23 protein-coding genes are annotated in these 23,506 nt (G+C 39.5%); 16 read left to right on the top strand and 7 right to left on the bottom strand.

Annotated elements, in window-relative coordinates:
* Positions 1-15 precede the first annotated feature (15 nt).
* The 3 genes from AACW90_RS03945 to AACW90_RS03935 all read left to right on the top strand — a co-directional run bounded on the left by AACW90_RS03945 (position 16) and on the right by AACW90_RS03935 (position 2,365).
* Positions 16-381: a diacylglycerol kinase gene (locus tag AACW90_RS03945; RefSeq protein ID WP_390231141.1), complete on the top strand. Its 366-nt coding sequence runs from the start codon at positions 16-18 to the stop codon at positions 379-381.
* A 282-nt stretch (positions 382-663) separates the two neighbouring features.
* On the top strand, positions 664-1,473 hold the full coding sequence (locus AACW90_RS03940) for a substrate-binding periplasmic protein (RefSeq protein ID WP_390231138.1): 810 nt from the start codon (positions 664-666) through the stop codon (positions 1,471-1,473).
* A gap of 244 nt (positions 1,474-1,717) precedes the next feature.
* Positions 1,718-2,365: a hypothetical protein gene (locus tag AACW90_RS03935; RefSeq protein WP_390231135.1), complete on the top strand. Its 648-nt coding sequence runs from the start codon at positions 1,718-1,720 to the stop codon at positions 2,363-2,365.
* A gap of 48 nt (positions 2,366-2,413) precedes the next feature.
* Here AACW90_RS03935 and AACW90_RS03930 read toward each other — a convergent pair whose 3' ends face one another.
* Both AACW90_RS03930 and AACW90_RS03925 read right to left on the bottom strand, forming a co-directional pair.
* Positions 2,414-2,857, bottom strand: coding sequence for a GNAT family N-acetyltransferase (locus tag AACW90_RS03930; protein WP_390231133.1), 444 nt, complete (start codon positions 2,855-2,857; stop codon positions 2,414-2,416).
* Between the two features lie 162 nt (positions 2,858-3,019).
* Complete coding sequence (locus tag AACW90_RS03925; RefSeq protein WP_390231130.1) at positions 3,020-4,060, bottom strand: hypothetical protein; 1,041 nt, start codon at positions 4,058-4,060, stop codon at positions 3,020-3,022.
* Between the two features lie 440 nt (positions 4,061-4,500).
* On the opposite strand from AACW90_RS03925, the gene AACW90_RS03920 reads away from it, so the two are divergent.
* The 9 genes from AACW90_RS03920 to AACW90_RS03880 all read left to right on the top strand — a co-directional run bounded on the left by AACW90_RS03920 (position 4,501) and on the right by AACW90_RS03880 (position 16,233).
* Entirely contained in the window at positions 4,501-5,073 is a 573-nt protein-coding gene (locus AACW90_RS03920; RefSeq protein WP_390231127.1) for a hypothetical protein, read from the top strand.
* A gap of 76 nt (positions 5,074-5,149) precedes the next feature.
* Positions 5,150-5,737, top strand: a complete 588-nt coding sequence (locus tag AACW90_RS03915; protein ID WP_390231124.1) for a hypothetical protein — start codon at positions 5,150-5,152, stop codon at positions 5,735-5,737.
* On the top strand, positions 5,734-8,511 hold the full coding sequence (locus AACW90_RS03910) for a TcfC E-set like domain-containing protein (protein WP_390231121.1): 2,778 nt from the start codon (positions 5,734-5,736) through the stop codon (positions 8,509-8,511). The genes AACW90_RS03915 and AACW90_RS03910 overlap by 4 nt, the downstream gene beginning before the upstream one ends.
* A 20-nt stretch (positions 8,512-8,531) precedes the next feature.
* A complete protein-coding gene (locus tag AACW90_RS03905; protein WP_390231118.1) occupies positions 8,532-9,242 on the top strand; it encodes a hypothetical protein in 711 nt (236 codons plus the stop codon).
* Positions 9,243-9,291: 49 nt separating this feature from the next.
* Positions 9,292-10,389 carry a hypothetical protein gene (locus AACW90_RS03900; protein ID WP_390231115.1) on the top strand — a complete coding sequence of 366 codons (1,098 nt, stop codon included), beginning with the start codon at positions 9,292-9,294 and terminating at the stop codon, positions 10,387-10,389.
* A gap of 1 nt (position 10,390) precedes the next feature.
* Complete coding sequence (locus AACW90_RS03895) at positions 10,391-11,260, top strand: outer membrane beta-barrel protein (protein ID WP_390231112.1); 870 nt, start codon at positions 10,391-10,393, stop codon at positions 11,258-11,260.
* A 717-nt stretch (positions 11,261-11,977) separates the two neighbouring features.
* Complete coding sequence (gene htpX / locus AACW90_RS03890) at positions 11,978-12,841, top strand: protease HtpX (RefSeq protein WP_275134237.1); 864 nt, start codon at positions 11,978-11,980, stop codon at positions 12,839-12,841.
* 177 nt (positions 12,842-13,018) lie between these two features.
* Entirely contained in the window at positions 13,019-14,050 is a 1,032-nt protein-coding gene (locus AACW90_RS03885) for a GGDEF domain-containing protein (RefSeq protein WP_390231109.1), read from the top strand.
* 218 nt (positions 14,051-14,268) lie between these two features.
* A complete protein-coding gene (locus tag AACW90_RS03880) occupies positions 14,269-16,233 on the top strand; it encodes a GGDEF domain-containing protein (RefSeq protein WP_390231106.1) in 1,965 nt (654 codons plus the stop codon).
* Positions 16,234-16,332: 99 nt separating this feature from the next.
* Here the strand turns inward: AACW90_RS03880 and AACW90_RS03875 are convergent, their stop codons facing one another.
* Positions 16,333-17,301 carry a LysR family transcriptional regulator gene (locus AACW90_RS03875; RefSeq protein ID WP_390231103.1) on the bottom strand — a complete coding sequence of 323 codons (969 nt, stop codon included), beginning with the start codon at positions 17,299-17,301 and terminating at the stop codon, positions 16,333-16,335.
* A 171-nt stretch (positions 17,302-17,472) separates the two neighbouring features.
* On the opposite strand from AACW90_RS03875, the gene AACW90_RS03870 reads away from it, so the two are divergent.
* The gene (locus AACW90_RS03870) at positions 17,473-18,426 is read left to right on the top strand and encodes a universal stress protein (RefSeq protein WP_390231100.1); all 954 of its coding nucleotides are present in this window, start codon (positions 17,473-17,475) and stop codon (positions 18,424-18,426) included.
* A 14-nt stretch (positions 18,427-18,440) separates the two neighbouring features.
* Positions 18,441-18,884 carry a phosphate-starvation-inducible PsiE family protein gene (locus tag AACW90_RS03865; protein ID WP_390231097.1) on the top strand — a complete coding sequence of 148 codons (444 nt, stop codon included), beginning with the start codon at positions 18,441-18,443 and terminating at the stop codon, positions 18,882-18,884.
* Between the two features lie 218 nt (positions 18,885-19,102).
* Here AACW90_RS03865 and AACW90_RS03860 read toward each other — a convergent pair whose 3' ends face one another.
* A complete protein-coding gene (locus tag AACW90_RS03860) occupies positions 19,103-19,522 on the bottom strand; it encodes a VOC family protein (RefSeq protein WP_390231094.1) in 420 nt (139 codons plus the stop codon).
* A 449-nt stretch (positions 19,523-19,971) separates the two neighbouring features.
* On the opposite strand from AACW90_RS03860, the gene AACW90_RS03855 reads away from it, so the two are divergent.
* On the top strand, positions 19,972-20,454 hold the full coding sequence (locus AACW90_RS03855) for a YbaK/EbsC family protein (protein ID WP_390231091.1): 483 nt from the start codon (positions 19,972-19,974) through the stop codon (positions 20,452-20,454).
* Positions 20,455-20,485: 31 nt separating this feature from the next.
* Here the strand turns inward: AACW90_RS03855 and AACW90_RS03850 are convergent, their stop codons facing one another.
* Positions 20,486-20,998, bottom strand: a complete 513-nt coding sequence (locus AACW90_RS03850; protein ID WP_390231088.1) for a GNAT family N-acetyltransferase — start codon at positions 20,996-20,998, stop codon at positions 20,486-20,488.
* A gap of 283 nt (positions 20,999-21,281) precedes the next feature.
* Between AACW90_RS03850 and AACW90_RS03845 the strand changes: the two genes are divergently transcribed.
* A complete protein-coding gene (locus AACW90_RS03845) occupies positions 21,282-22,280 on the top strand; it encodes a succinylglutamate desuccinylase/aspartoacylase family protein (protein WP_390231085.1) in 999 nt (332 codons plus the stop codon).
* A gap of 73 nt (positions 22,281-22,353) precedes the next feature.
* Here the strand turns inward: AACW90_RS03845 and AACW90_RS03840 are convergent, their stop codons facing one another.
* Both AACW90_RS03840 and AACW90_RS03835 read right to left on the bottom strand, forming a co-directional pair.
* Complete coding sequence (locus tag AACW90_RS03840; RefSeq protein WP_390231082.1) at positions 22,354-23,034, bottom strand: hypothetical protein; 681 nt, start codon at positions 23,032-23,034, stop codon at positions 22,354-22,356.
* A 102-nt stretch (positions 23,035-23,136) separates the two neighbouring features.
* Positions 23,137-23,463 carry a hypothetical protein gene (locus AACW90_RS03835; protein ID WP_390231079.1) on the bottom strand — a complete coding sequence of 109 codons (327 nt, stop codon included), beginning with the start codon at positions 23,461-23,463 and terminating at the stop codon, positions 23,137-23,139.
* Positions 23,464-23,506 lie beyond the last annotated feature (43 nt).

The raw sequence follows: 23,506 nt of genomic DNA, 5'->3' as shown, positions 1-23,506 counted from the left end.
TCGAGATACTTAACAGTGAAACCTGGAAATACAGGCTTAAAACGTCTAGTTTTAGCTTATTATTATTCAATGAAAGGTCTGAAAGCTGCGTGGAAAAATGAAGCGGCCTTCAGACAAGAAATTATCGTTTTTATTATCGCCTGTCCCCTCGCGTTGGTTCTCCCTATATCTCTATACGAGAAACTTGCACTTGTTGCTCCTTTGGTACTGCTGCTTATCGTGGAGTTGTTAAACTCAGCGATAGAGGCTGTAGTCGATAGGATAGGCTCAGAGCATCATGATTTGTCAGGAAGAGCAAAAGATATGGGATCTGCTGCTGTCTTGTTTAGTTTGATTTTAGCTTTTTTTACTTGGGCTTGCGTGCTGTATTCGAATTTTTAATGCAGCGAATAATTCGCTAAAACGCATCTGTTGGGGTGTCTATTCATGGTGAGTATCGGGACCACATTGATTGGTATTCTGATGCTGTCCTAAATGAAATGTTGTTTCCCGTAATATATTCGTACTCAATAGCTCTATTATGAAGCCTGCATAAATAATTTGATGAAACTAGTTGTTTATCAAATGGTTATCAATGTGTTGTTTTGTTAGCTATCTAATTGACTATTGGGCGAATCGGAATAATACTTTAACGATGAAATATGACGTTGAAGGATATACGCAGTGTTTTCCCGATGGAGTTTCCGATTAACGTTTGAGATCAGACATGTTTTTATTGCGGTTATCGCTTTACTAATCACATCCAACGCATTTTCAGCGTCTAGGGCTTTAAACGCAGTCACGCTTGAATATCCGCCTTATGAATTTTCAGTAGATGGAAAGGCACAGGGCATAGCCGTAGAAATTATTGAAGAAGCGGTTCGAAGAACGAATGGGAATAGTATCAATTTTACTTTTTTACCATGGAAGAGGGCGGTTTACTCGGTAAAATCAGGACAAGGGGATATTCTTTTTAATGCAGGAAAAAATGAAGAACGACAGCAGTGGGGGAGGTATGGTGAAAACGTTCTTATATTGCAAAAGTACGTATTATTCAAAAAAAGAAATGCAAAAATACAAGTGAACCCCCATTTTAATAATGTAAAAAATTACTCTATAGCGGTTAGGCTCGGCTATTTATATGGGAGTGGTAACTTTAAGGATGCCCTTAATGAGAATAAGTTTTCGAGGGTAAGTGATTCAAAGTCCACGAAACAAAGTGTCGATATGCTTTTAGGTGATCGAATTGATTTGTTTGTTGGCGATTACCTACCAGTTATGCATTATCTAAAGAGCAATGGGCTCGAGGAAAATATCGATATTGTTAAGCGTTCTGATATAAATACTGATAATTTGGTCGTCCTTGTTTGGCCAACGTATATGCTTTTCAACAAGGATAACGTGAGTGAAAGCTATATTGAACAAGTGAATCAAGCGATGACACAAATGAAATCAGATGGATTTATCGATGCGGTATTTGAGCGTTATAAATAAAATAAAGGCTCGAAACGTCAGAAAAATAGAATTCATGAGTTCTCATTGAGAATCCCCCTATTCTTGTTAAACCGTTTCGTAAGTATTGATGCAAAACCGGTAGTTGACTACGATTCATGGCAGTAATTAATACATTGCAGCGACCGAATATAAGGTGGAACAATAAGAGTTAAAGGGTGTCAGCTTAGTGTTATACTTGGGCTAACGAAATTGACAATAAATCATTAAAACACAAGGATATATTATGGTGAAAAAAATAATATTTGTGATTTTAATTGTTATTACGTTAGTCATTGTTGCTGGAATAGTTCGCTTTAATTTCACTAATGATGATATCTATGTCGTGGAAGCGGATGGGCAAGTTGTCCCCTTTGAAACAAGTAACGATACCAACGTAATGTTGACGTTATTTAATTTTAAAACCGACAATTACTGGCAGGTACAGTTACCTGATTCAGACGCCGAAGTGAGGTTAACGGATATAAAGGAATATGATGGTTTCCACCTTGCTATTGGGGAATATCAAGATGGAGAAGAATATGGTCTAGTCGGTGTAGACTACTATAAAATCACCACTTTAAATCTTAAAGGCGTCGACGAGGAAATGGTGTTTTCTGCTCCATTTTCAGTGTCAAATCAAGGATCTGGAGTTTTCTGGTATTTAGGCCTGTTCAAACTAAATATGAATACGGCCGAGGTGAGACAAATGGATGCATTCTTTCTCGGAGACAGAATAAAAATAACTGAATTGAAACCAGATGAGCCTTTCGATATTACTTCCAGTCTTCTTATAACCTACTTTAAACATAGTCAAACGCAAAGCATGGCAGATAAACCCAATGTAAGGGTAGGTCAACGATTGAAGGTATCGATGGAAGGCTTCTCAGAATGACTCTACAGCTTTCGGGTGTATGACCTTCCTCTCTTATTTTTAACAATCTCACTCGAAATCTGAAGGTGCGAGTTGGATTCTCATTTCGATTAACTGATGATCTCCAACCATTTCAACATCCCGTACATATGTAAAACCAAACTTTTCGTAATAACGTCTTAAGTATTCATGAGCATGTATCTCAATTGAAACACATCCACATTGATCAGCGTACGATATTAAAGCGCTGACGACTTTAGAAGCAACGCCTGAACCACGGTACTGTTCGATGACGGCAACCCTTGCCAATACTGCGTGGCCGACGTCGTCTACAGACAGACGGGCAGTTGCAACCAATGAGTCATCATCTGTTACTAGCGCATGATTGGAAATATTATCTAGGCCATCATGATCAAGTTCTTGAGGGATATCTTGTTCCATAATAAAAACTTGATGCCGAATAGAATGCGCTTTTGAGATGATGTCTGGCGTATTTCCGATGGTTAATTCCATTCTGTTTATCTTCCTTTGTACACATAAATAGCAGGTAACATATGCTAGTGGGAAAGTGATTATTGCGCTCGGATAGTTTATGCTGGCTGAACCAACTGATAATATATTGACGCAAAACGTGGTTAACCGATACCCATGATTACACGGTACGAATTTTCAGAATCATGTGCGCCTCGATGACTTATCTTCTAATAATTGTCTTAACGGTAATGGAAGAAAGCGTCGTGATTTTTCAGTAATAACATTTTCATGTTTTTGCCAAAGAACCCCTAGATATATAATGCTCAACCCAATAGCGGTTAAAGCCATAGGAAACAGCCAACTGTCTTCAAAAACATCTTGTGCAAGATGCCCAAGATAAATACAACTACCTATCGCACCAAAAACAACAAAGACTCTGCGAACAAGCACTACGCCAACCTCAACCATCAAAATATTGATGCACAAATAGATGAATTTCGATAACTCATTATCCGAATTCTGCAATGAAAGCCCTCCCCAGAATGCTATTACGCCACAAAGGTAAATCCAAAATGCATAATCAGCTTTTCCTCGCGATCGCAGATCTATCCATAATGCGAGGAATATCATTAATAATCCGAAATAAAGTGAGACTAATTCTCTCATCTCCCATGATGTATCAGAACCAAAGTACATAACAGCCAAGTCCATCGACATAAACCAAAGAGTGATAGCAATAGGCATATTTAAAAATGGGTATTTATATTTCCAAATGACGATAGCACCAACACATAATGTCCCCAGTTCTAGGTATAGCCAATGCCATTTAATGTATCGGTAATAATTGTTGTAAACGCTGTCATCAGGCCAGATCCCCAGCCATTGTTGAAGTCCGTAAATGGTTAACGGGGTTAAGCAAACGACGAAAGTAGCGCATATACCCGCAGGGATATGAAGATTCTTATTAGACAAGTTCTGCGTCATCTTTATGCCTAGAGCCGAATAAAGAAGCGATATCGCAACGATGCCTATGCCCCCGAAAGACTCCCAGCCTAGATTCATAAATAAGGTCATGGCACCAATAGCAATGAACCCACCCAAATAATAAAGCACGTGAGTGAAAATGAACTGAGGAGAATCAGAAGCGTGCTCTTGTAAGAACTCAAACAATTCATTTGCTTGGTCAGGTGAGATAATTTTTTGTTCTACTGCTTCGCTGAGTTTTTTCTTTGTAATGTTCATCACTACCTTCAATGGCCATAAACAATCATTGTTAGAACAGCCAGTGAGTTAAAAGAATATAAGGTCAAATTAACCATATTAGAAATCCGAGTCAAATTAAGAGAAGAAACAGCAGTATTGTCCGCATTGTCATCACATCTTTATCAGCAACATCTTTATGATTTTTATCAGGACAGGCACTTCACCCATCTGGGCACTTCACCCATCTGCATTCCATAAGGCGCCTGTCCTTCAAGGAGAAGTTCAATAGAGTGTCTGTCCCTTAGGGAAAAAGGCGACTTTTCTGAACCCTATTTTGACAAGTTAGCAAACAGGAAAAATATTCAAACCGCGGTGCTATTCATTAAATATCTATAAAACGCGAAACTCTTGGCAGGTTAGGTACTTCGGTACGGGTAACCTTCAATGTTTCTAATTAAAGTAATTTAAAGGATATAAAAATGAAAAAAGTTATTTCAGTTTTGAGCTTGGCTCTAATGACCTCTTTTGCAGCCAACGCAGCAACAGGTGATACATCTGAAGCGACGGCCCAATGGCAGGGTGTTATCCCTGGTGTTTCTATTCCAGATGGTACGTTCATCATAACCGGTAAAGATGGCGAGCGTAACATTCCTGTCGGTTCGCTTATGCGTGATGACGAAGGTAATTTGGTTGGTAACCTTATCGATCTAGAAGGTCACGTTTATACACATGCTGTTACTACGCCGGGAAGTGAAGCTGACGCGATCGTCGGTGCTTTACAACCTGCAACGTGGGCCGTGGATGATGTGAAGTTCTATGCTGCTGGCGTCGAGATACAAGGTATCGCATGGAATATTTATGACAACCAAGATCTTATGGCAAGCATCACCGGTGCTGGTGTTCTTACTTCTGGTACCGCGGCTGCTTTAACAGTTGCTGACAGTGCAATCGAGTTGAAAATAAAGTCTGACACAGCATCACATGCAGAAATAGACCAATACGCAGGTAGTGAAGCCACTATCGCTGTAACGGTTTTGGCTACCTCAGCATAAGTTTCAGCTATGTAAAGGTGGTATAGCCGGTTTAAGGCTGACCACCTTATTTCTTGACGAACGGTAGAGATCATAGATGAATAATGCAGTCACAAAATTATTGATTCTGGTTGCGCTCCCTTTAAGTGTTCATGCGATAGAGCATACGGCGACACTGACGATTGAAACTGAAGTTGATAAATCAAAAATGTACAATTTTGACCTTGTCACGTTCAGGTTGCTCCCTGAATCTGTCACCTTAATGTACGACCCTAATAAACAAACCTTTGCGGATAGAGAGTTTGAACTGGAGATCGAAACCGACATCCCCGTTGGCGATACCGATGCCTCCTCTTCTTCTGGTTACCAACTTACGTTGGAAGAAAACATATCGGCTTGCTATATCGATACGCTCAGTGCCGACCCCGCAAAGCTTGCTCCTGGCTACGAAGAGCTGGCCACTGTTCATTTAGATGGACTCATTGGAAACGCAACCAGTGCGACGGGTGCATTTACATTGGGTACACCGAAAACCATCACAGATTTTAACGATAAAACGGGTGCGACCAAAAACTCTAACCATAACGTAATGCTAACGTTTGCACCTGTTCCCGCGTCGGGGAGTGATAATGACGTCCGGTTTTGTCAGGGAGCATTCACGATTAGCTTTAGGTTAAATATATGAAAAATTTATTCGCTTCTGCCTTACTTTTCGGAATGACCTTATTGAATTCATCCACTCTTTTTGCCAACACGGCAGAGCGCTTTCCTGAAGGGTTTGGGGCGTTTTATGAATTTACGAATGAAGAGGTGTCTTTTCGTGATATCAACGAAAATTTTGCCATGTTGCCACTTAGGGTCAACTACAACACCATTAAATTGACCGATTCAGTACAACAAAAACAACAGGTATATCAGGCGCTGGTAAACTCTCAACTAACCCCAAGTGCATTAGAAGGCATCATGGCGGACCTCGCCCTAGGCATAAACACAGATTTTGCCTGTAGTAAGCCCGATATTTTAGATTGCTTGGTTATGCCAGAAACCTATCAATTTATTTTTGATTACGATAACAAGCTGCTTCTACTCTTTGTTAACCCAGATTTATTGAACGATAACAGCCAATTTAAACAACTTTTAACGTATCAACGCTCAGAAGATAAGAACGCCGCGTTGATCAATCATTTCTCAATCTATAGCAGCAAAAGTAATAATCAAGACGTGAACGTCAGAATTGATGACGAACTAGTGGTTGGGCTGCCCTACGGCTACGTCCATGCTGATGCGCAATATGATGTTAATGAGAGTGACCTTGATGTTTATAAAATGGCCTATTATTTGGACTATCAAAATTATCAAATGCGAGTGGGCCAATTTAGAAGCTATGATTCGCTCAACGCGACAGATTTTTTACGCAATAACAGCTCAATAAATAATGTTAGAGAACGTGTTATTGAAGTGGCTTCTTCCAACAAACTCCTTTTGGGTAAGAAAAACCAACAGAAGAGCCTTGCCTATTTTGCGCCAACGTCCGGCCGAATAGTGGTTCGTAATACAACCAATAACAGAATTATATTTAGTGGCAATACGAAGCAAGGGCAACAACAACTCGGTTACGCTGAACTGCCCTATGGAATATACGATGTTGTAGTCGAAATTACGTCGGGCAATTCTGTGGTGTCTCGCGAAAGGTTCACGGTGTTTAATCAATCGAATGATACCTTATCAAACGGTGAATTTGATTTTTCTTTGGCCGCAGGCTCCCTCGAGGGGTCATCGATCTACGATAATGAAGACAAGCAAGAAGAGGTTGGTTTTGCTAGAGGTTTGGCCGCTTCAAAGGTAAATGATTATGCCACCGTTGGTTTGGGTATAACGGGAAGCGAATTAGGCGGTATCGCCTTGTTGGGCACATCCTTATTGTTGCCATTTGATAGTCAATTTGAGCTGGCGTATAACCACGCAACAACAGGTGAGCAATACCTAAATTCAACCTTGCAGTTTACCAGCTTCTCTGTGTCATACCAGAAGCTAATTGGTAGCGACCAACATAACCTCGCCTCTACATTATTTGGTTATGGTGATTATGAACGTTTATATGTGGGCACGAGCTTTCCAATTGCAGACGCTTCTTATGGTCGGTTAAGTGGTTCTTACAGTAACAATAACAATGTTACTTATAATAGTGATTATGAAAATGTGAATGTCACGGCGGGTTTATCGACCCAATTAAATAATCACATCAGATTAGACTTCAATGTCGGTTATACCGATGATTTAAAAGATAATTCACGCGCATTTGAAGATAAACTGAGCGCATCAGTTTCTGTAAATATCGATCTTGACCCAGAACAAGGCTTATCTTATAACTCGATGGTCACAGGCGACAATGATGGGGTTAACAACTTCCGAAATACGCTGACAGCGAATCGATTGATAGAAACCGATAACTTTAATGCCTATGGTCAGGTCGGTAATAATTATAGCCGCACAAGTCGTGGTAATAATTCGACAACAGATGCCTCTATCTCAGGTCAATACGACAACAAAAGGGTGAGTGGCAGCGCCTATACCAGTTATGATTCTGATGACAACTACGGCGTGTCTGCTGACTTAAGTAGCACTCAAGTCGTGACCAACAATAAGGTCTACTTTACATCAGAAAAATCACAATCCTATGGTTTAGTCGATATCGCGACCAACTCCAGCTCGGTGAATAATAGTGATGACCTAAAAGCGCATTTAACCGTTCGACGAACAAATAGCGGCGGCGTCAAAAAGAACTACATCCATAACACCAAAGAGTTAATACGTCTGACACCATACGACAATTATCAAATGGATCTTAATACTGATATCGCCGACCTGTATAACACGGGCGACAAATATGTGGTGGGTTATGCGCACCCGGGAAGCGTCGTAAAAGTAAATGCAACCGTAGGCAAAGCAAAAAGAATTGTTGCAGGGTTTATGGATATATTTAATCAACCTGTTTCGTCGCTAAGCTGTCAAGGCGAAGGGTGTATTGAAATGAATAGCGTGGTTGATGGTGTCTATAACTTAACCGTCATAGACGAACTGCCTTATACCCTTAAATCGGATGAACAGCTTATCTGTCAGTTGAATGTAATCAACAATGATAAGGTGAACTATGGCAATAATTATTGTTTTCCAGATCTAAAAATTGGTCAGAAAAAAGAGCTTGAAGACAGTAACGGCGACAAAAAAATCGTACAACACTTAGGTGTTTTCCATCCAGATACCGATGTTTTAAATGTTATTGATGATTTACAAGACTCACATGTGAAGGTTTATTTAGCTGAGGGGCAGTATTTATCATCGGTATATATCGTTTATAGCGACGAAACGTTAATAACGATGCGACAAAATCGCACGATTGATTCGTTACTACAATATGCTGCTAATACAAAACCCGTTGATGTCAGTTTAAATAAATAATTTAGAATTTTGAGGTAAGAATGAAAAAAATAGCACTATTGGTTGGTTTACTGAGCGTTTTTTCTAGCGCGTCACAAGCCGTTTTTCTCGATACCATGTTTATTGTTTCAGATAAAAAAGGTAATGGTTCGTATGTTCTTACCAATGATAAAGAGACGAATTATTATATTGAAACCAGCATTAGAGAAATAATAACAGACGAAAAAGGGGAGTATTCAAAAATAGAGTACTCCAGAGGCAACTTAGATAGATGGGCAATAGCACTAAGCAATAATAAGCTTATTTTGGAACCCGGCAGGTCGAAAAGCTTAGGGGTGAAAGCCATTTGCGGCAGTGCCTGTGATTTGAACGAAGATAAAACCTTTGAGATTGCGATTATACCGAAGCCTTATGTTCCGGATGATGAAACCTATAAACAAAAAATGAATGTATTTATAGGTTATGCCCCCATATTTATTATTCCAGCCAAAGACGCTGTTTTAGAATATGACATTGAAACCGATGGGGAAAACATCACCATTTTTAATAAAAGCAATACGATGGTTCGTGTCGTGGTGGATAATTGCCAAAATAAATCTAAAAGAACATGCAGAAGCGTATATACCGTTATTAAAGGTCGCTTGAAAAACTTTCCATTGCCAGTGGATGCATTTGGACAAGATTTAAATGTGACAGTTGTTAACCATGACGAAAAATCAAAAGAAAAACTGACCGTTAAATATAAAGGATGAATTTAAAATGCAGTCATGCTTGAGTTCACGGGATTTTATAAGAAAGTGGATGCTTCTTTGCTTCGTATTTTTTTCTGTTAATGCTAGTGCGGTAACGATTACTGCAGAGTACAAGCGTGACCAGATTATTTGGGATACTGGCATGGCATATAATAGTTCGCTTCTTACCTCTTCCATATCCGAGATATACGCGAATTTAGCGCCAACAGAACGCTGGATCCCTGGGGCCGCACCACAAGAGGCTACGATTAAGCTTAAAGGTAACGATGCATCAGGCACTACAATCAATGTGCCTATTCATATATCAGGGTTTGAATATAACTGGAGTGGGGCCAACTTCACGGCAAAAAACAATGATTCTTCAATTACGATGAAGAATCATTGTAAAAACACGACAGTCTCGGGCAATACGATTGCGGTGTATTCCGCTTCACCGAATTCTGGTCAATGCATAGGTAGCAAGCACCTTCAACACAACTCTGTTGGGCAAACACCTTTTTTCTTTGTTAAACCTATCTTTAGTTTAAAAGACGAATCGGCCTTAAAAACGGCGTTAAAAGCCGCGTCTAGCGTTGGTAATTTCATCGGGTCAACGAATGTTACGTTTCGTTATTACTATTATCGCGGCGACATTCTTACTTACCGCGTGCTGACCATGCCAATCTCGCTACAGTTTAATATTACTAAGATAGATTTTATCGATAACGTTGATATCAGAAATATCGGGCCATTTTTACCATCAAATGGTTTGAATGGTGTGATAGAACCTTTGTATGACAAATCAACCCAAACGGTGAAGGGCAAGCCGACGGAGTTTGAGGTGACCGTTACAGGGAATTTTGTTAAGGGTATCAATATGACCTTTAGGCCAGAGGGCGGAGGTTATTATCTTAAACATGAAGACTATGCGACCAACAGTGCAACCATTAAATACGATATCAAATGTGATCAATATTGTTCAAAGCAAGAGATCGTAACGGATGGTACAACCATCAATGTGAGCAACGTACCTGTGCCGAAACAACAAACCGATGACCAAATTGTATACAAAATACTGGTTGGTTATGACAAGGCTCAGCAGTTTGATGACGTTCATACTGGTCGTTATTCTGGCTCTTTTATCATCGAATTTGGGTTAGGTATTTAATATGAAGCAAACAAAAATAGCATTATTTCTGGTAGCCGCTGTTTCCGTTTCTACACTTCAATTTGCACGGGCAAATGAGAACGTTGAACAATATTCAGAGGACTACTTTTATGTGGCACCCAAAGCACTCTTTTTAAGTGATTTAGACGACGAAAAGGAGACATTTGCGTATGGTATTGATGCCGGTTACCAATGGAACCCGTATCTTCGAACTGAATTAGGTGTGGCAAATCTGCGTTCAGTATTGTCGAACAGCAACGATGATCTTATTGGCTATAGCGCTTCAATAGTTGGCGTGCTGCCATTATCTAAATATGCAAACATAAACCTAGGTGTGGGTCCGATGGCTTATTGGAGCGATGATAAAAACGATACCGTTGCGATGGCAAAACTGAATATTGAGTATGGCATCACAGAGGCGTTAGACTTAGTTCTAGGATACCGTTACTTTCATAAACTAACGGACAATAGCCTTTATGCTTATGAACTTGGTTTAAAATACAATTTTGGGCAAAGCGAAACGTATATTGCTGAGCCTGTCGTTGAGGTAGAGCCAGAACCCGTTGTCGTTGTTGAACCGTTACCAGAACCAACGCCTTTAATAGACCCGATCCAAGTGCTGGTTGACTGTGAATACGATGTGGTGGTTGAAGAATATACGGTTAGGAAAAATGATTATCTAACCAAAATTGCTAAAATGTATGATATGCAGTACAAGAAGTTGAAAGAATTGAATCCAAAATACTTTGGTGATCGAGACCCAGATCTTATTTTCCCGGGTGAAATTGTCGAACTGGATGTTCTACAGAAAAGGGTTACTAAGCGCGAAAGCTGCGATGGTGAATATATCTATCTTAAAGAACGGCACTAGTCACTTTCAACATCGCTTTTCATTCTAATAGCTCCGCGTATCCTCATATTCCCGTGCAAACGGGAATCTTGGTGAGTTTAGATCCCCATTTCCATGGGGATGACGTCGGTTTTCGTGAAAACAGGTTAATTTTCGTCAGGATGACAGGTTTAAATAACCTTAACCGGACAGCCCTCCACGAAAGTGGGGACAGGATGTGTTATTACCCATTCAATAATTCCGCTTTATAGGAATGACGGTTATTTGCGTCATTCACCTTCTTCAATCAGTTTATTAAGCCAATGTCATTGAATCTCAGTGCAGTCACCGACTTCAGGTAATAGATCTTATCTGCTAGGCTTTTTGTGGGCGTTATCCTGTTGATAGCTTACCGTTGACAATTTGTTTCAATTTCTCGCTTAACCTTGTAATCAAAATCAATGACTATATGTCAGTAACCTGAATTCTGGATAATTAAAGCCACTTAGTCTCGCCCTTTTAGCGCCTAACGTCTTTAAAATCAACGCAATAGACCTCTATTGGCTTATGATTTTGCCTAGTTATGCACCTAAAATTACGGTACTAAGTACCTTGATAATATAATGTCTTGAAATTATTGACACTTTAGGCTTTCTTATCCAGAGTTCAGGTTAAGTAATCGCGTCACACTCCTTGTTACGGGTTTGCCGCTATAATAAAAGGTCAATTGACCAATAAGTGTTTTATCGGAGAAAGTAAATGAAACGAGTCATGTTGTTTTTGGCAACCAACTTAGCGGTAATTTTGGTGTTAAGTATTGTCTTAAATATTGTGTATGCGACAACAGGTGTGCAACCGGGTAGTTTGAGTGGCCTATTGGTTATGGCTGCGATATTTGGATTTGGTGGTTCTCTTATTTCACTGCTGATGTCAAAACGTATCGCGTTACGCTCTGTTGGCGGGCAAGTGATAGAGAGCCCAAGAAATGAAACAGAACATTGGTTACTAACCACAGTAGAAAGGCAAGCAAAGCAAGCGGGTATCGGCATGCCAACGGTGGCCATCTATGATGCGCCAGACATCAATGCGTTTGCCACAGGTGCTAAACGTAATGATTCGTTAGTTGCCGTATCGAGTGGTTTGTTGCAAAACATGACTCGCGATGAAGCCGAAGCGGTACTGGCTCACGAGATCAGCCATATCTCAAATGGCGATATGGTCACTATGACACTGATGCAAGGTGTGGTGAATACGTTTGTTATTTTCCTTTCAAGGTTCGTGGCTAACCTTGTTTCGTCTGGGAATAGAGAGGAAGGGCAGGGGACAAATATGATGTTGTATTTTGCCGTTTCTTTTTTCTTAGAGATGGTATTAGGTTTTCTCGCCAGTTTTATCACCATGTGGTATAGCCGTCGCCGAGAGTTTTATGCCGATGCAGGCGCTGCAAACTTAGTGGGTAAGCAGAAGATGATTGCGGCTCTGGAAAGGTTAAAGGTGAGCCACGAACCACAGTTAGAGGGATCGATGATGGCGTTTGGTATCAATGGTAAACGTACTATGATGCAGCTTCTGATGAGTCATCCGCCGCTTGATAAGCGTATTGAAGCGTTAAGAAACAGTTAGTGTTATGAAATAGATAAAAAGTATGGGGGAATGCAGCATCATTTCCTCATTCCCGAAAATGGGAATATCCGCTATTTTTCTGAAATAGCAGCGAACATATAGGAAAATAGTGAATAAAATCTGTATATTAGAGACAATAAGAAATAATAAAAATAACAAAAGTGACTTGGTTAACAGATGACGAAACAGGACTTTCAAAAAGCAGCAGAAACACTCAGAGCGGCGGTACCTTTGATGATTAAAAATCAGACACCTACAACCCCGCAAAACTATGAGCTGTGGTATACGTATATCGAGCAAACTCAACCTCAGTTAAATAGTGAGTTAGACGGAATTGTAGCAGAATATGGTTTATGTCTGCCAAGTCACAATAAAGCGCTTTACCAGACTTACTGCACTGGGAAAACAGAATCAGATATACGTAAATTAAAAGGAAACCTCGAAAGTCTCGTCAACGAGGTATCGCTTTCAATGCGAGACACGCTTGCGGATACCACGTCATTTGAAAAATCGATAGAAGAAAATTTCTCAGATTTAGAAAAAATAGAAAAAGGTGCAAATTCCTTTGAAGACTTGCTTTCATTAGTTCGTGATTTTGCAAAAAATTCGGAGAAGGTGAAAAACACCACAAGCTATTTCAATAAACAAATGAGTACGGCGAGTACGGAAATTGCTAACCTCAAGGAGGAGCTAGAAAGGGTACAGAATGATGCGCTTTACGATAGTTTGTCAGGATTATTGAACCGAGGCGCTTTTGATAAAGCTATATCGGCTTATTGTATATCTGAACATTCGCATCCTTTGTGTTTAATACTTTTAGATATAGATAACTTTAAACGTTTAAATGATGATTATGGTCATGTATTTGGTGATATAACAATCAAGGCTATCGCTCAAAGGCTACAAGCCAGCTGTCGAGATGGATTTTCAGCTTATCGATACGGTGGTGAAGAGTTCGCCTTACTCATGTCAGGTACGTCCCTTAATGTTGCCAGTCAGTTTGCAGAAATTGTGCGCAAATCGATAGAGAAAATTTCTGTCAAAAATAAACGAACAGGTAAACAAATTGGGAATATATCGGCTTCTTTTGGTGTCGCTCAATTCGTGAAAGGTGAAACCCCTATATCAATAATCGATAGAGCAGATCAGCAACTGTATGAAGCAAAGCGTTTGGGGAAAAATAAAGTAATGCCTATTTCTATTGGCTAAGTAATTCAGTTCAATGGTTTTTCGTTAATGGCTCATTATTAACGTCACGTCACAATGAGTGACGGTTCTTTAGGGTGTTATAATCTAACAGCCTTCACGCCTTTGAATATTTGTCGGTAAGTGCTTATATATTTGAGTCGCTATTAGGTGTACTGTTGTATATCAACACTAAAACTATAAATATTCATACCGTCATGATAAAAACTGTATTATTTGTAATGACTTTTTTGTGGTTGGCAACAATAAGCCATGTTGTCTACGCAAATGACGACTCTCCAGCTAGAACCTATAACATTGCAATTGAAGCGGATGATATTACAACGCGTATATTGTTCGATTCGGCAGCACGTAGTTTTGACCTCAATATAAGATACGTCACGTATTCCAGCTTTGATGCCATTTTGAAGGCTATTGAGGTTGGAGATGCCGACTTTGCCGCGAATGTGACTTTTACGAAAGAAAGATCGGAGCACTTTGATATATCACCACCGACGAATATTGAGTATACCTATCTTTTCAGTAACACGGGGGCTCACCTAAATGAAATTAACGTTGTTGGGGTTCCCGAAGGCACCATTTATGGTGAGCTAATTCTCGAATATTACCCTGAGATTAAGCAGATCCCTTATCTAGGTCATGATGCCGCCGTTGACCTTTTGTCTACCAATACGGTCGATGGTGTCGTTGACGCCATTAATCAGTTAAAGCCAATGCTTATGAAGGGCTTTCAAGCGGAAATATTGAATGATCAAATTCCTATAAAGCCTGTATCTATTGTGGCTCCTATGGGAATGCATACACAATTACTTCAAAAGATTCAGGAACACGCCTACAGCGAGGCGGTACAAAGAGTATTAAGCTCAGCGATTAAAGAGTACCAGTTTACTATTCGCCGACAATCTCTTCGTATGGCAGTAAGACAAAGCACGTTAGATCTGCAAAAGAGATACAAAGTTAAGTCAGAAAATTTAGATGAGTATACCGTTTATAATAAAAACGGTGCCATTGAGGGTATCAGCGTCGATGTTGTTTACCAAGCATGTGCAATATTGGAGATAAAGTGTGAAATTGTAAGTAAAGCAGATGAAACATGGGAGAGTATGTACTCTGATTTACTACAGAAGAAAATTGATATTCTTGCACAAGTTATTATTTCCCCACAGCGCGAAAATCATATGTACTTTAGCGATCCGTACTATTTTCCAGAAGTTGTTCTGTTAAAGCGAGAAGGCTATAAAGATAATGTTTATGGTAATATTTCAGAGCTGATTACTGAACGAGTTGGCGTTATAACGAAAGACTTTTACGATACTCTGCTAACTCGCATGCTACCGAATAAAGTATTGTATAGATATGAGAACCAAGATAGACAAATTAAAGCTCTGCTAGACCGAGATGTTGACTATATTGTATTAAGTCGAGCCAATTACAATCACTTGTTAATAAAATCAGGTACAGTGTTACCTTTCGCAGAAGATACATTAATTGGTAATTTTTATTCATCTAAAGTAGCCGTTGCATTTGCTAGAAATGAAATGGGTAGGCAACTGTCACCTCTCTTTTCTCGGGCAATTCAAATGCTCGACCTACATCAAATCGTGAACAAATATAATGTTATTCCCGATTGGCGTGCAAACCTGTTCGCTGAGAAAAAATTTAATAGCTACCGATTATGGCTCTTACTTTTACTTCTTCTTTTGGTTGGCACTATTGCCTATTTTCTTCATGTTCAGTCAATAACAGACAACTTAACGAGATTGAAGAACCGTCGAGCCTTGTATCGAAAATTTGCACGAGGTATACCTGCACAACATACCGTTATCTATTTAGATGTAAACCGGTTTAAGTTGATTAATGATACCTTTGGGCATGAAATAGGTGACCGAGTACTCAAACTATTAGCAGAAAAAATTAATACCCATTGGAAAGGTAATGCCTATCGTATTGGTGGTGATGAGTTTATTTTAGTGTGTGGAGAAAAGTTTGGTGAAAATAGAGATAAGTTGTTTAAATCTATATCTAATTTCGAAGAATTTTTGTTCACTGACACACAAAATAATCTTAGTTTGACGGTCACTGCGGCCGTTGGCATATCATGGCGTAGAAAACAAAATATGTCCCTAGAGAGCGTATTACATCATACTGATGCTGAGATGTATAAAGCGAAACACAGTACTCGATAGTTTGGCAACTGAGATAAAAATCAAGGCAAAAATACACCTCTATCCAGCGATCATTTGATCTACGCCTTCAGTTTTATTAGACATATTTATTACACTCGCTCAAGTCGTACTATTATGTAAGTTGTGAAATGAAGATATTTCTTGCTTAATTGAGCTATTTTTCAATATTTTTTTATAATCAATAAGGTGCGCCATGAATGCTTGGCTGAGCGGACTTTGCCTCTTTGAACTCGGAAATACAAGATTCCATTGAGTTTCTATAGGGAAGGTGTCGACAGACAATATTGCTATATTTTCGGGATTTTCTTGAGTTAAAGCATACTCAGAAAGAATGGAAAGCCCCATACCGGCCATAACGCAGTGCTTAATTGCTTCATTGCTCTCCATAACAAATTTTGGTTTTATATTTATATCATGCTGAGCAAGGTGTTTTTCTATCGCTTGGCGAGTACCTGAACCTTGTTCTCGTAAGATCCAAGAGAAACCAATGAGTGACTGTAATGTGATACGCCCCTTAAGCGCAAGAGGGTGGTTTTTACTAGCAATGGCGTAGAGATTATTCGGGAAAAGAGGAACAATATCGCCTTTCATATCACCATCTATATGACTGAATAAGTATAAATCATCACGACCGTTCTTGTATCTTTCTTTTATTTTGTCACGATTTTCAACTTTTAAAGCAATGTCCACCATAGGGTGCTGATCTAAAAAACTCCCTATTAAATGTGGGACAAAATACTCACAAGATGTTACGGCGGCTACCTTTAAAGTTCCTGATTTTAGTTGTGATAAATTGGCAATTTCTATTTCGAGATCATCTACATTTTGTATTATCTGCATGCAATATCGAGCTGTCATATGACCAGCTTCAGTGAACGCCAATTTTTTCCCTTGCAAGTGATAGAGTTCGACACCTAGAAGTTCAGAAAACTGTTTAAGCTGTATTGATACGGTTGGTTGAGTAAGATTCAATAATTTGGCGGCTCCTGAAACTGAACGCAGCTCATAGACGGTAAGAAAGACACGAAAACAGCGAAAACTAGACAACCGGTTTTTTAGTAACTGCATTTACTTCCCCTTCACTTTATACCCAAGATATAACAACGTCATAAGCGTAGTTTAGTTTTAAGTATAGATAATTATCTATAGTTATTATTGTAATTATTAATTTTTATTAATACTTGGAGTGAAGTATTGTTTTTGTGAAGCAAAATTATTCACCGACTCATTGGAGGCAACATGTTATTTAAAAACTTATTAGTCCCTGTAGCTCCGGAACAAACGATAACTTCATCTCTCAACAATATATTTAATATGGCGGACAAATCCGAATCAAAAATTACGTTATTGACGGTAATCGAGGACATGAATGAGTTGAAAGAAATCAGTCAATACTCTGTGAGAACATTGGATATTATTGATAAGGTTACCAAAACATATCATTCACAATTAAGGTCGCTTGTTAGTGAATTGAGAGGTAGATATCAGAATATCGATTTTAATATCCAAGTAAGAATAGGGATCCCATTCATAGAGATAATTCAGTGTGCAAGAGAGGATAATTCGGATTATATAGTTATTGACAGTCACAGAAGTAATAAGACCCAGGCTTGTCAAAGGGGAAGTACAACGCTTCACTTAATGCGAAAGTCTGAAATTCCGATTTGGTCTACAACAAATGAGTTACATTCGTCTAAAAAAATACTAGCAGCCGTTGATCTTGAAGAACAAGCCAGCGCAGAGTTATGCAAGAAAATTTTTAATGCAGCATACGATTTATGTAAAGCAACAAGTTCGGAATTAATTTTGTGCCACATATGGGAATTAGAGTCTGAAGGTTTTCTACGAAAATGGAGTGGCTACAATGACACGGATATCGCTCATCTTACAGATCAAATGCGGGCTGAGCGTTTAAGAAAACTGAATGCTCTCGTAGAAAACCTTATAGAAGAAGATAGTGATTCTGTGAAAGTTAATATTGATTTAATACAAGGACATGCAAAAGAACTACTGCCACAACTTATTGTACAGAAGTCAATTGATGTCACTTTCTTAGGGTCTATGTCTCGAACCGGTATCGCTGGTTACTTAATGGGAAATAAAGCTGAATATTGGTTAAATGAATTGGATGCAACCGTTGTTACTCTAAAACCGGATGAATTTCTTTCTCCCATTGTGTCCGCGAAACAGTAAAAGGAGTTGAGAACATGAAAATTGACAACAATGACAAGTTATCAAGCCGTCTCCAAGTGGTTATTCACTGGTCTGTAAGAGCACTGTCTATTCTCATGGTATTTGTAATTATTATGGGGGTAGTTGATGTTTCATGGATTCTATACAAAAAACTGACATCGCCTCCATTCTTAATTCTAACAATATCAGACATGCTTGCCACTTTTGGCGCGTTCATGGCGGTATTAATCGCGATAGAAATTTTCATAAATATCACGGTTTATCTTAGAGATCATGTCATTCATGTCAAAATAGTTATGGCGACAGCATTGATGGCAATTGCAAGGAAGGTGATCATCATTGATATTGAGTCAATGAGTGCAAATTATCTTTTTGCAATCGCATCGGTCGTATTATCAATGAGCGTAGGTTATTGGTTGATTCATAAATTACCACGGAAAAGTCATATGGAGGATTAAGTTGGAACTAAAGTGCAATAAGCCACCTGATTTAAAGGTGGCTTTGAAATACCGTATGTCGATGTGTTTGATTATATCGAAATATTCTACAATCGAATAAAGTGTCATTCTTGGTTTTCTGGCCATACATATAAGTACTATTTGTAACAAATTCTTAGTAAGGATTCGCGTGTTTACTGAATGGGATATGGCCGTTTGTTTACGTACCTCAAACTGAATCAACTGGAGCGGTTACGTAGCTTAGGGTCATCGCTTAGATATTCCACGAACTCGACTTCAAATCCTGCTGGGTCAACGAAATAGATATTTTTACGATATGGTTCCTTTGCACCAGATTTTGCTATTGAAAAGCCAGCTTGACCAAGCCTCTCTATTACTCCGTCAATGCTATGGGTCACATAAGCGAAATGAGCTAGACCGACTTGATGCCCAGATAAATTACGATTTTTCCCCTCCCCATGATCACTTAACGCGATATATTGATATTCGTCGCCAAAGTGCAACCAGTTACGTGGTTTGCCGTGCCAGTCTCCTTTCCCTTCATCACGAACATACCAGTGAGGAAATGCAGCTTGGTAAAATTTCAACATTTCTGGAATGTCATTCACCACTAAATTAACATGTTCTAATTGAATCATTTATCTCTCCTTAAGTTTGTTCGTAAGCAACATTGTGTATGCTAATACCTCAACCTAAGTTTAAGTAAAGCGTTTATGCTCACTAAATTGAGGTGAGTGAAATGAATGCGTATGAAAGGGCCAAATAAAACTCGTTGGTTTATCTGTGAGAATCCATTACCGCTTTCCAATGATTATCTGATTCGCGCGTTCAATTTCCTCGTGTGGGATGCCTATCTTATAAGTAAAACTTATTGCTAATTATTTTTATTAGATATATTTATTACGTCAATGAATCTAATCTGTAAGTATTCACGTGTCTGATTCTATAGGGTATCAATGGGTGCCGTAGGAACGACATTGATGTTTTCAAACTCAAAAGCAATAAAATGGATAGGTGTAATCTTTACTATGATTATATTTATTGTTGTCACTACTCAAACTAAACTAATTTGGAGCCAATATTTATAATGGACCGTTTGGAATCTATTTATCAGTTCAATAAGCAGTTATTTGAAGAAAACAATATTGCCTTTAAACAGTGGCAACACGAACCCATCCATGATTTTGCCACCGATGAAAAAGTAGCTAAAGAACTAGGTCTTACCGGAACCATGAGCAAAAGCTTATTTTTGAAACTCAAAGGTGGCGGTTTTGCTTTATTACTAACAGAAAAAGATAAAAGGTTGGATAGACACGCTGTTAAAGCGGTTCTGGGAAAACGTGTCTCTATCTGTAGCCCAGAAGAGATGACAGAAGAAATTGGTTGTCTACCTGGTGCTGTGTGCCCCATTGGGCTTCCCGAACATGTTCAAATAGTAGTGGACCAAGAGATGATAAATAAAACTGAGATTCTCTATACACCCGGTTATCCAGATAGAACGATTGGCTTCTCCGGGAACGACCTCCCTAGATTGTTAGACCAACTGCCTAACGTAGTTTACCTAATTTAAGCGAAGGGGTATGACCTTGCTAAACCGTTAGTCATTTTTGGTTACCGTATTCGTAAAGATTGTTTTGTGAATCATATAATTCCACCGTCCCTGTCAAGTTGAAGCCGATGCGTCTCAATAAATGGTTAGAGTTAACGTTGTCGGGAAGCGTCACCGCTAGAACGGTATTAAGAGAATGAGCGACCATTTCTTCTGTTAAAACAGATTCAGCTGCTTCACTTGCGTAACCTTTGCCACAAAATTCAGGTAAAAAAGCATAACCTAAGTCTGGAAAAACGAGCGATTCTCTTTTCAATAAACCGCACATGCCAATTGGTGTATTTGTGCCTTTTAGTTGCACCAGATTTAGACCAAAACCATGTGTTTGATAACTTGATAAAGGCCCGGTAGTAAGGTAATTCATAGCGTCAGCATGGGTTCGAATGTTTTTGTCAGCGATGTACCTAATGAACGATTCTTCATTTAGCAATCGAACGATAAAATCGGTATCGTCCAAATTGAACTGCCTGATAATCATTCTCTCTGTTTTGCATACAATTGCCATTGCATATCCTCTGTTGCAAAAAATGGTTATTCTCCGAGTAGATACTTAGGTTAACAAGGAGAAAAGGGTTTAACAATTAGAGTGGCGCACCTATTAAATCTGTGAATGGTTTCCTTACAAGGCGATGTTCTGATTTAACTTTCAGATCAACGAATAATCATCAAGCTATGTTCGTTTAATTCCGTCGCCACGGTCCAGTAAAGTGGTGATGTTAGTAGGGGAAGCGTAGCGGTAATAATTGAGTTAACATGGCGCACTGCACTTTTTGACTATGGAGAGGTTAATGATCGGTTCACTGAACGAATGTATTGTTCCTATGTACCCTACAATTCAAGCGTTAAATGTGGATGCGCTTGCGGCGGGTGAGCATAAATTTTGGTTTGCTGTGGCTACCGATGCCATTGGTCACCCACAAACTCTAGCTGTTAGGGTATTCAAAGGCAAAGAACCGGGTAAACGGATAATGATTACTGCTGGTGTTCATGGAGACGAGCAAAACGGTATCCTAACTGCACAGCAGCTCGCGAGAGCTCTGGTTGATTTAGACCTTATCGGTACGGTGACTATAGTGCCGACAGTGAATTTGACGGGTATTGTTCGCCATAGTCGTGACTTCCATTCTGCCGCGCCAGATAGCTCATCTACCAATCTAAATCGTGTGTTTCCGGGTAGCCCAACGGGTGATGATGCCAGTCGTTATGCGAATAGTCTTTGGGAAAATCTACTTAAGCCCAATGCGGATTTAGCTATCGATCTCCATTCTCAAACAAGTGGTTCTGCTTACCCACTTTATGCCTTTGCGGACTACCGACTAGAAGATTCTATTCGCATGGCAAGGCTTATCAATCCGGATGTCATTCTTAATGACCCGGGTGATCCGGGTATTCTTGAAACGGTCTACAATCAGGCTGGTATTCCATCCATCACCATTGAAGTTGGTATCGGCCGGTATACCGATCTGGAGATGATAGATCGGGCGACCAACGGTGTATTAAATATTCTTAAATCGTATGAGATTATTCCGGGGGAAGTTGAGTTCAACGAAACGTTGTGTGTTGAGGGCAAAGAGATTATTAGCGTGCGCGCAAAGCAAGGTGGTTTTGTTATTTGTCATGTCGAACTGATGGATATGGTTATAGAAGGACAGGTTTTGGCCATACAATACAACAGCTTTGGTGATGAAGTAGAGACCTATACGGCACCTGTCGAAGGGACGGTTATTAGCCATAATGTCGAGTCTGTCCGAGCCCCAGGTTCATTGGTGGTGAGGTTGATACGCTAAGCTAGTCTATCGTCTAATCGTCGCCATAGCCGAAAGGTTCACTACTTGTTCTGTTATAGCTAAACGCAGGGTATTACAGGGCAGGCTTATGCAAAAAGAGAATGTTATCAATACTGATGGCGATGCGACCATAAAACGTTTGTCGATTTTCAGTCCGAGCCATTATCAATTCAGTTTGTAACTCGTTAAGAAAGCTTGGTAATACGGTAAACGGCTCGCATAGGTAGCTGCTCTCATCGGACAGCCTGTACTTCCCTGACACCTTGGTGGCTAAATTTAGCTTGCCCTTGGTTATCAAGTATTTTCTAAGTGCATGCAAAAAAACGGAATGTGTTACCTCGAACCTTTCCTTTTTGCCTGTCCAATGGTGTAGAGTGACGACCGGACGTGAACCACTTTCATCCCCTGATTCTTCATCATTGATGTCAGGAGCTTCATCGTCCTTGAATAATATGTCATAGTATCCGGATTCACCTACGCACCCTTGATTTGAAAGAGTGTACTTAAACAAATGCTCTGCTGAGAAACCAATGTTTTCTAGTACGTCAGTACAAGCATCGAGCGCTGTTTTGCCATCGACCATGCAAGCATGTTTAAAAACGCCTTGTCTATCTGCAAATTTTAACCAATGTTTCATTGCATCAATTTGCGGTAGCAGTGAAGAATGTCTGGCGAATTGGTATAGCTCTGCTTCGATATCGTTCAATAATTCCAGCGCTTCTAGGTTCACAGAATTACAAGCGAGTGTTTTCATGCACAGGCCTCATCATAATGGCTATATGTGGATAAACATTACCGAAAGTATCCTGCCGATATTGTGACTAATTTGGGATTTTGGTTGTAGCTAAGCAAAAAATTAATACTTCACTTTCGGAGGTGGATAGTCAGAAGTCAACATCTCATGTTCGGAGTTAGAATGATTGTCAGCTAAACCCATAGAACCGACAATATAAAGAGCACTAGAAACCGCTTCTAACGTTTCATTCTGCTTTCTCTTCGGAACATCTCCAACTGCAGGTACAGTTTTTGGTTCAGTGATTGATTTACAAACGATACTTTCACAAACTATGTTTCGGTGCTCTAGTAAAACATCATCTGGAGTATTATAAATGCTGGCGGAAAAGCCAACAGGGCTATGCAAAGTTGCAGATAATAAAGCGAATACCGACATCCATTTGTACATCCGTTATTCCCAATAGTATATTCATATAATGCATGAATGGTAT

Origin of the sequence: Vibrio frigidus, from assembly GCF_042465995.1 — a bacterium.
Classification (GTDB): domain Bacteria; phylum Pseudomonadota; class Gammaproteobacteria; order Enterobacterales; family Vibrionaceae; genus Vibrio.
This window is presented reverse-complemented; position numbering and strand designations above follow the sequence as displayed.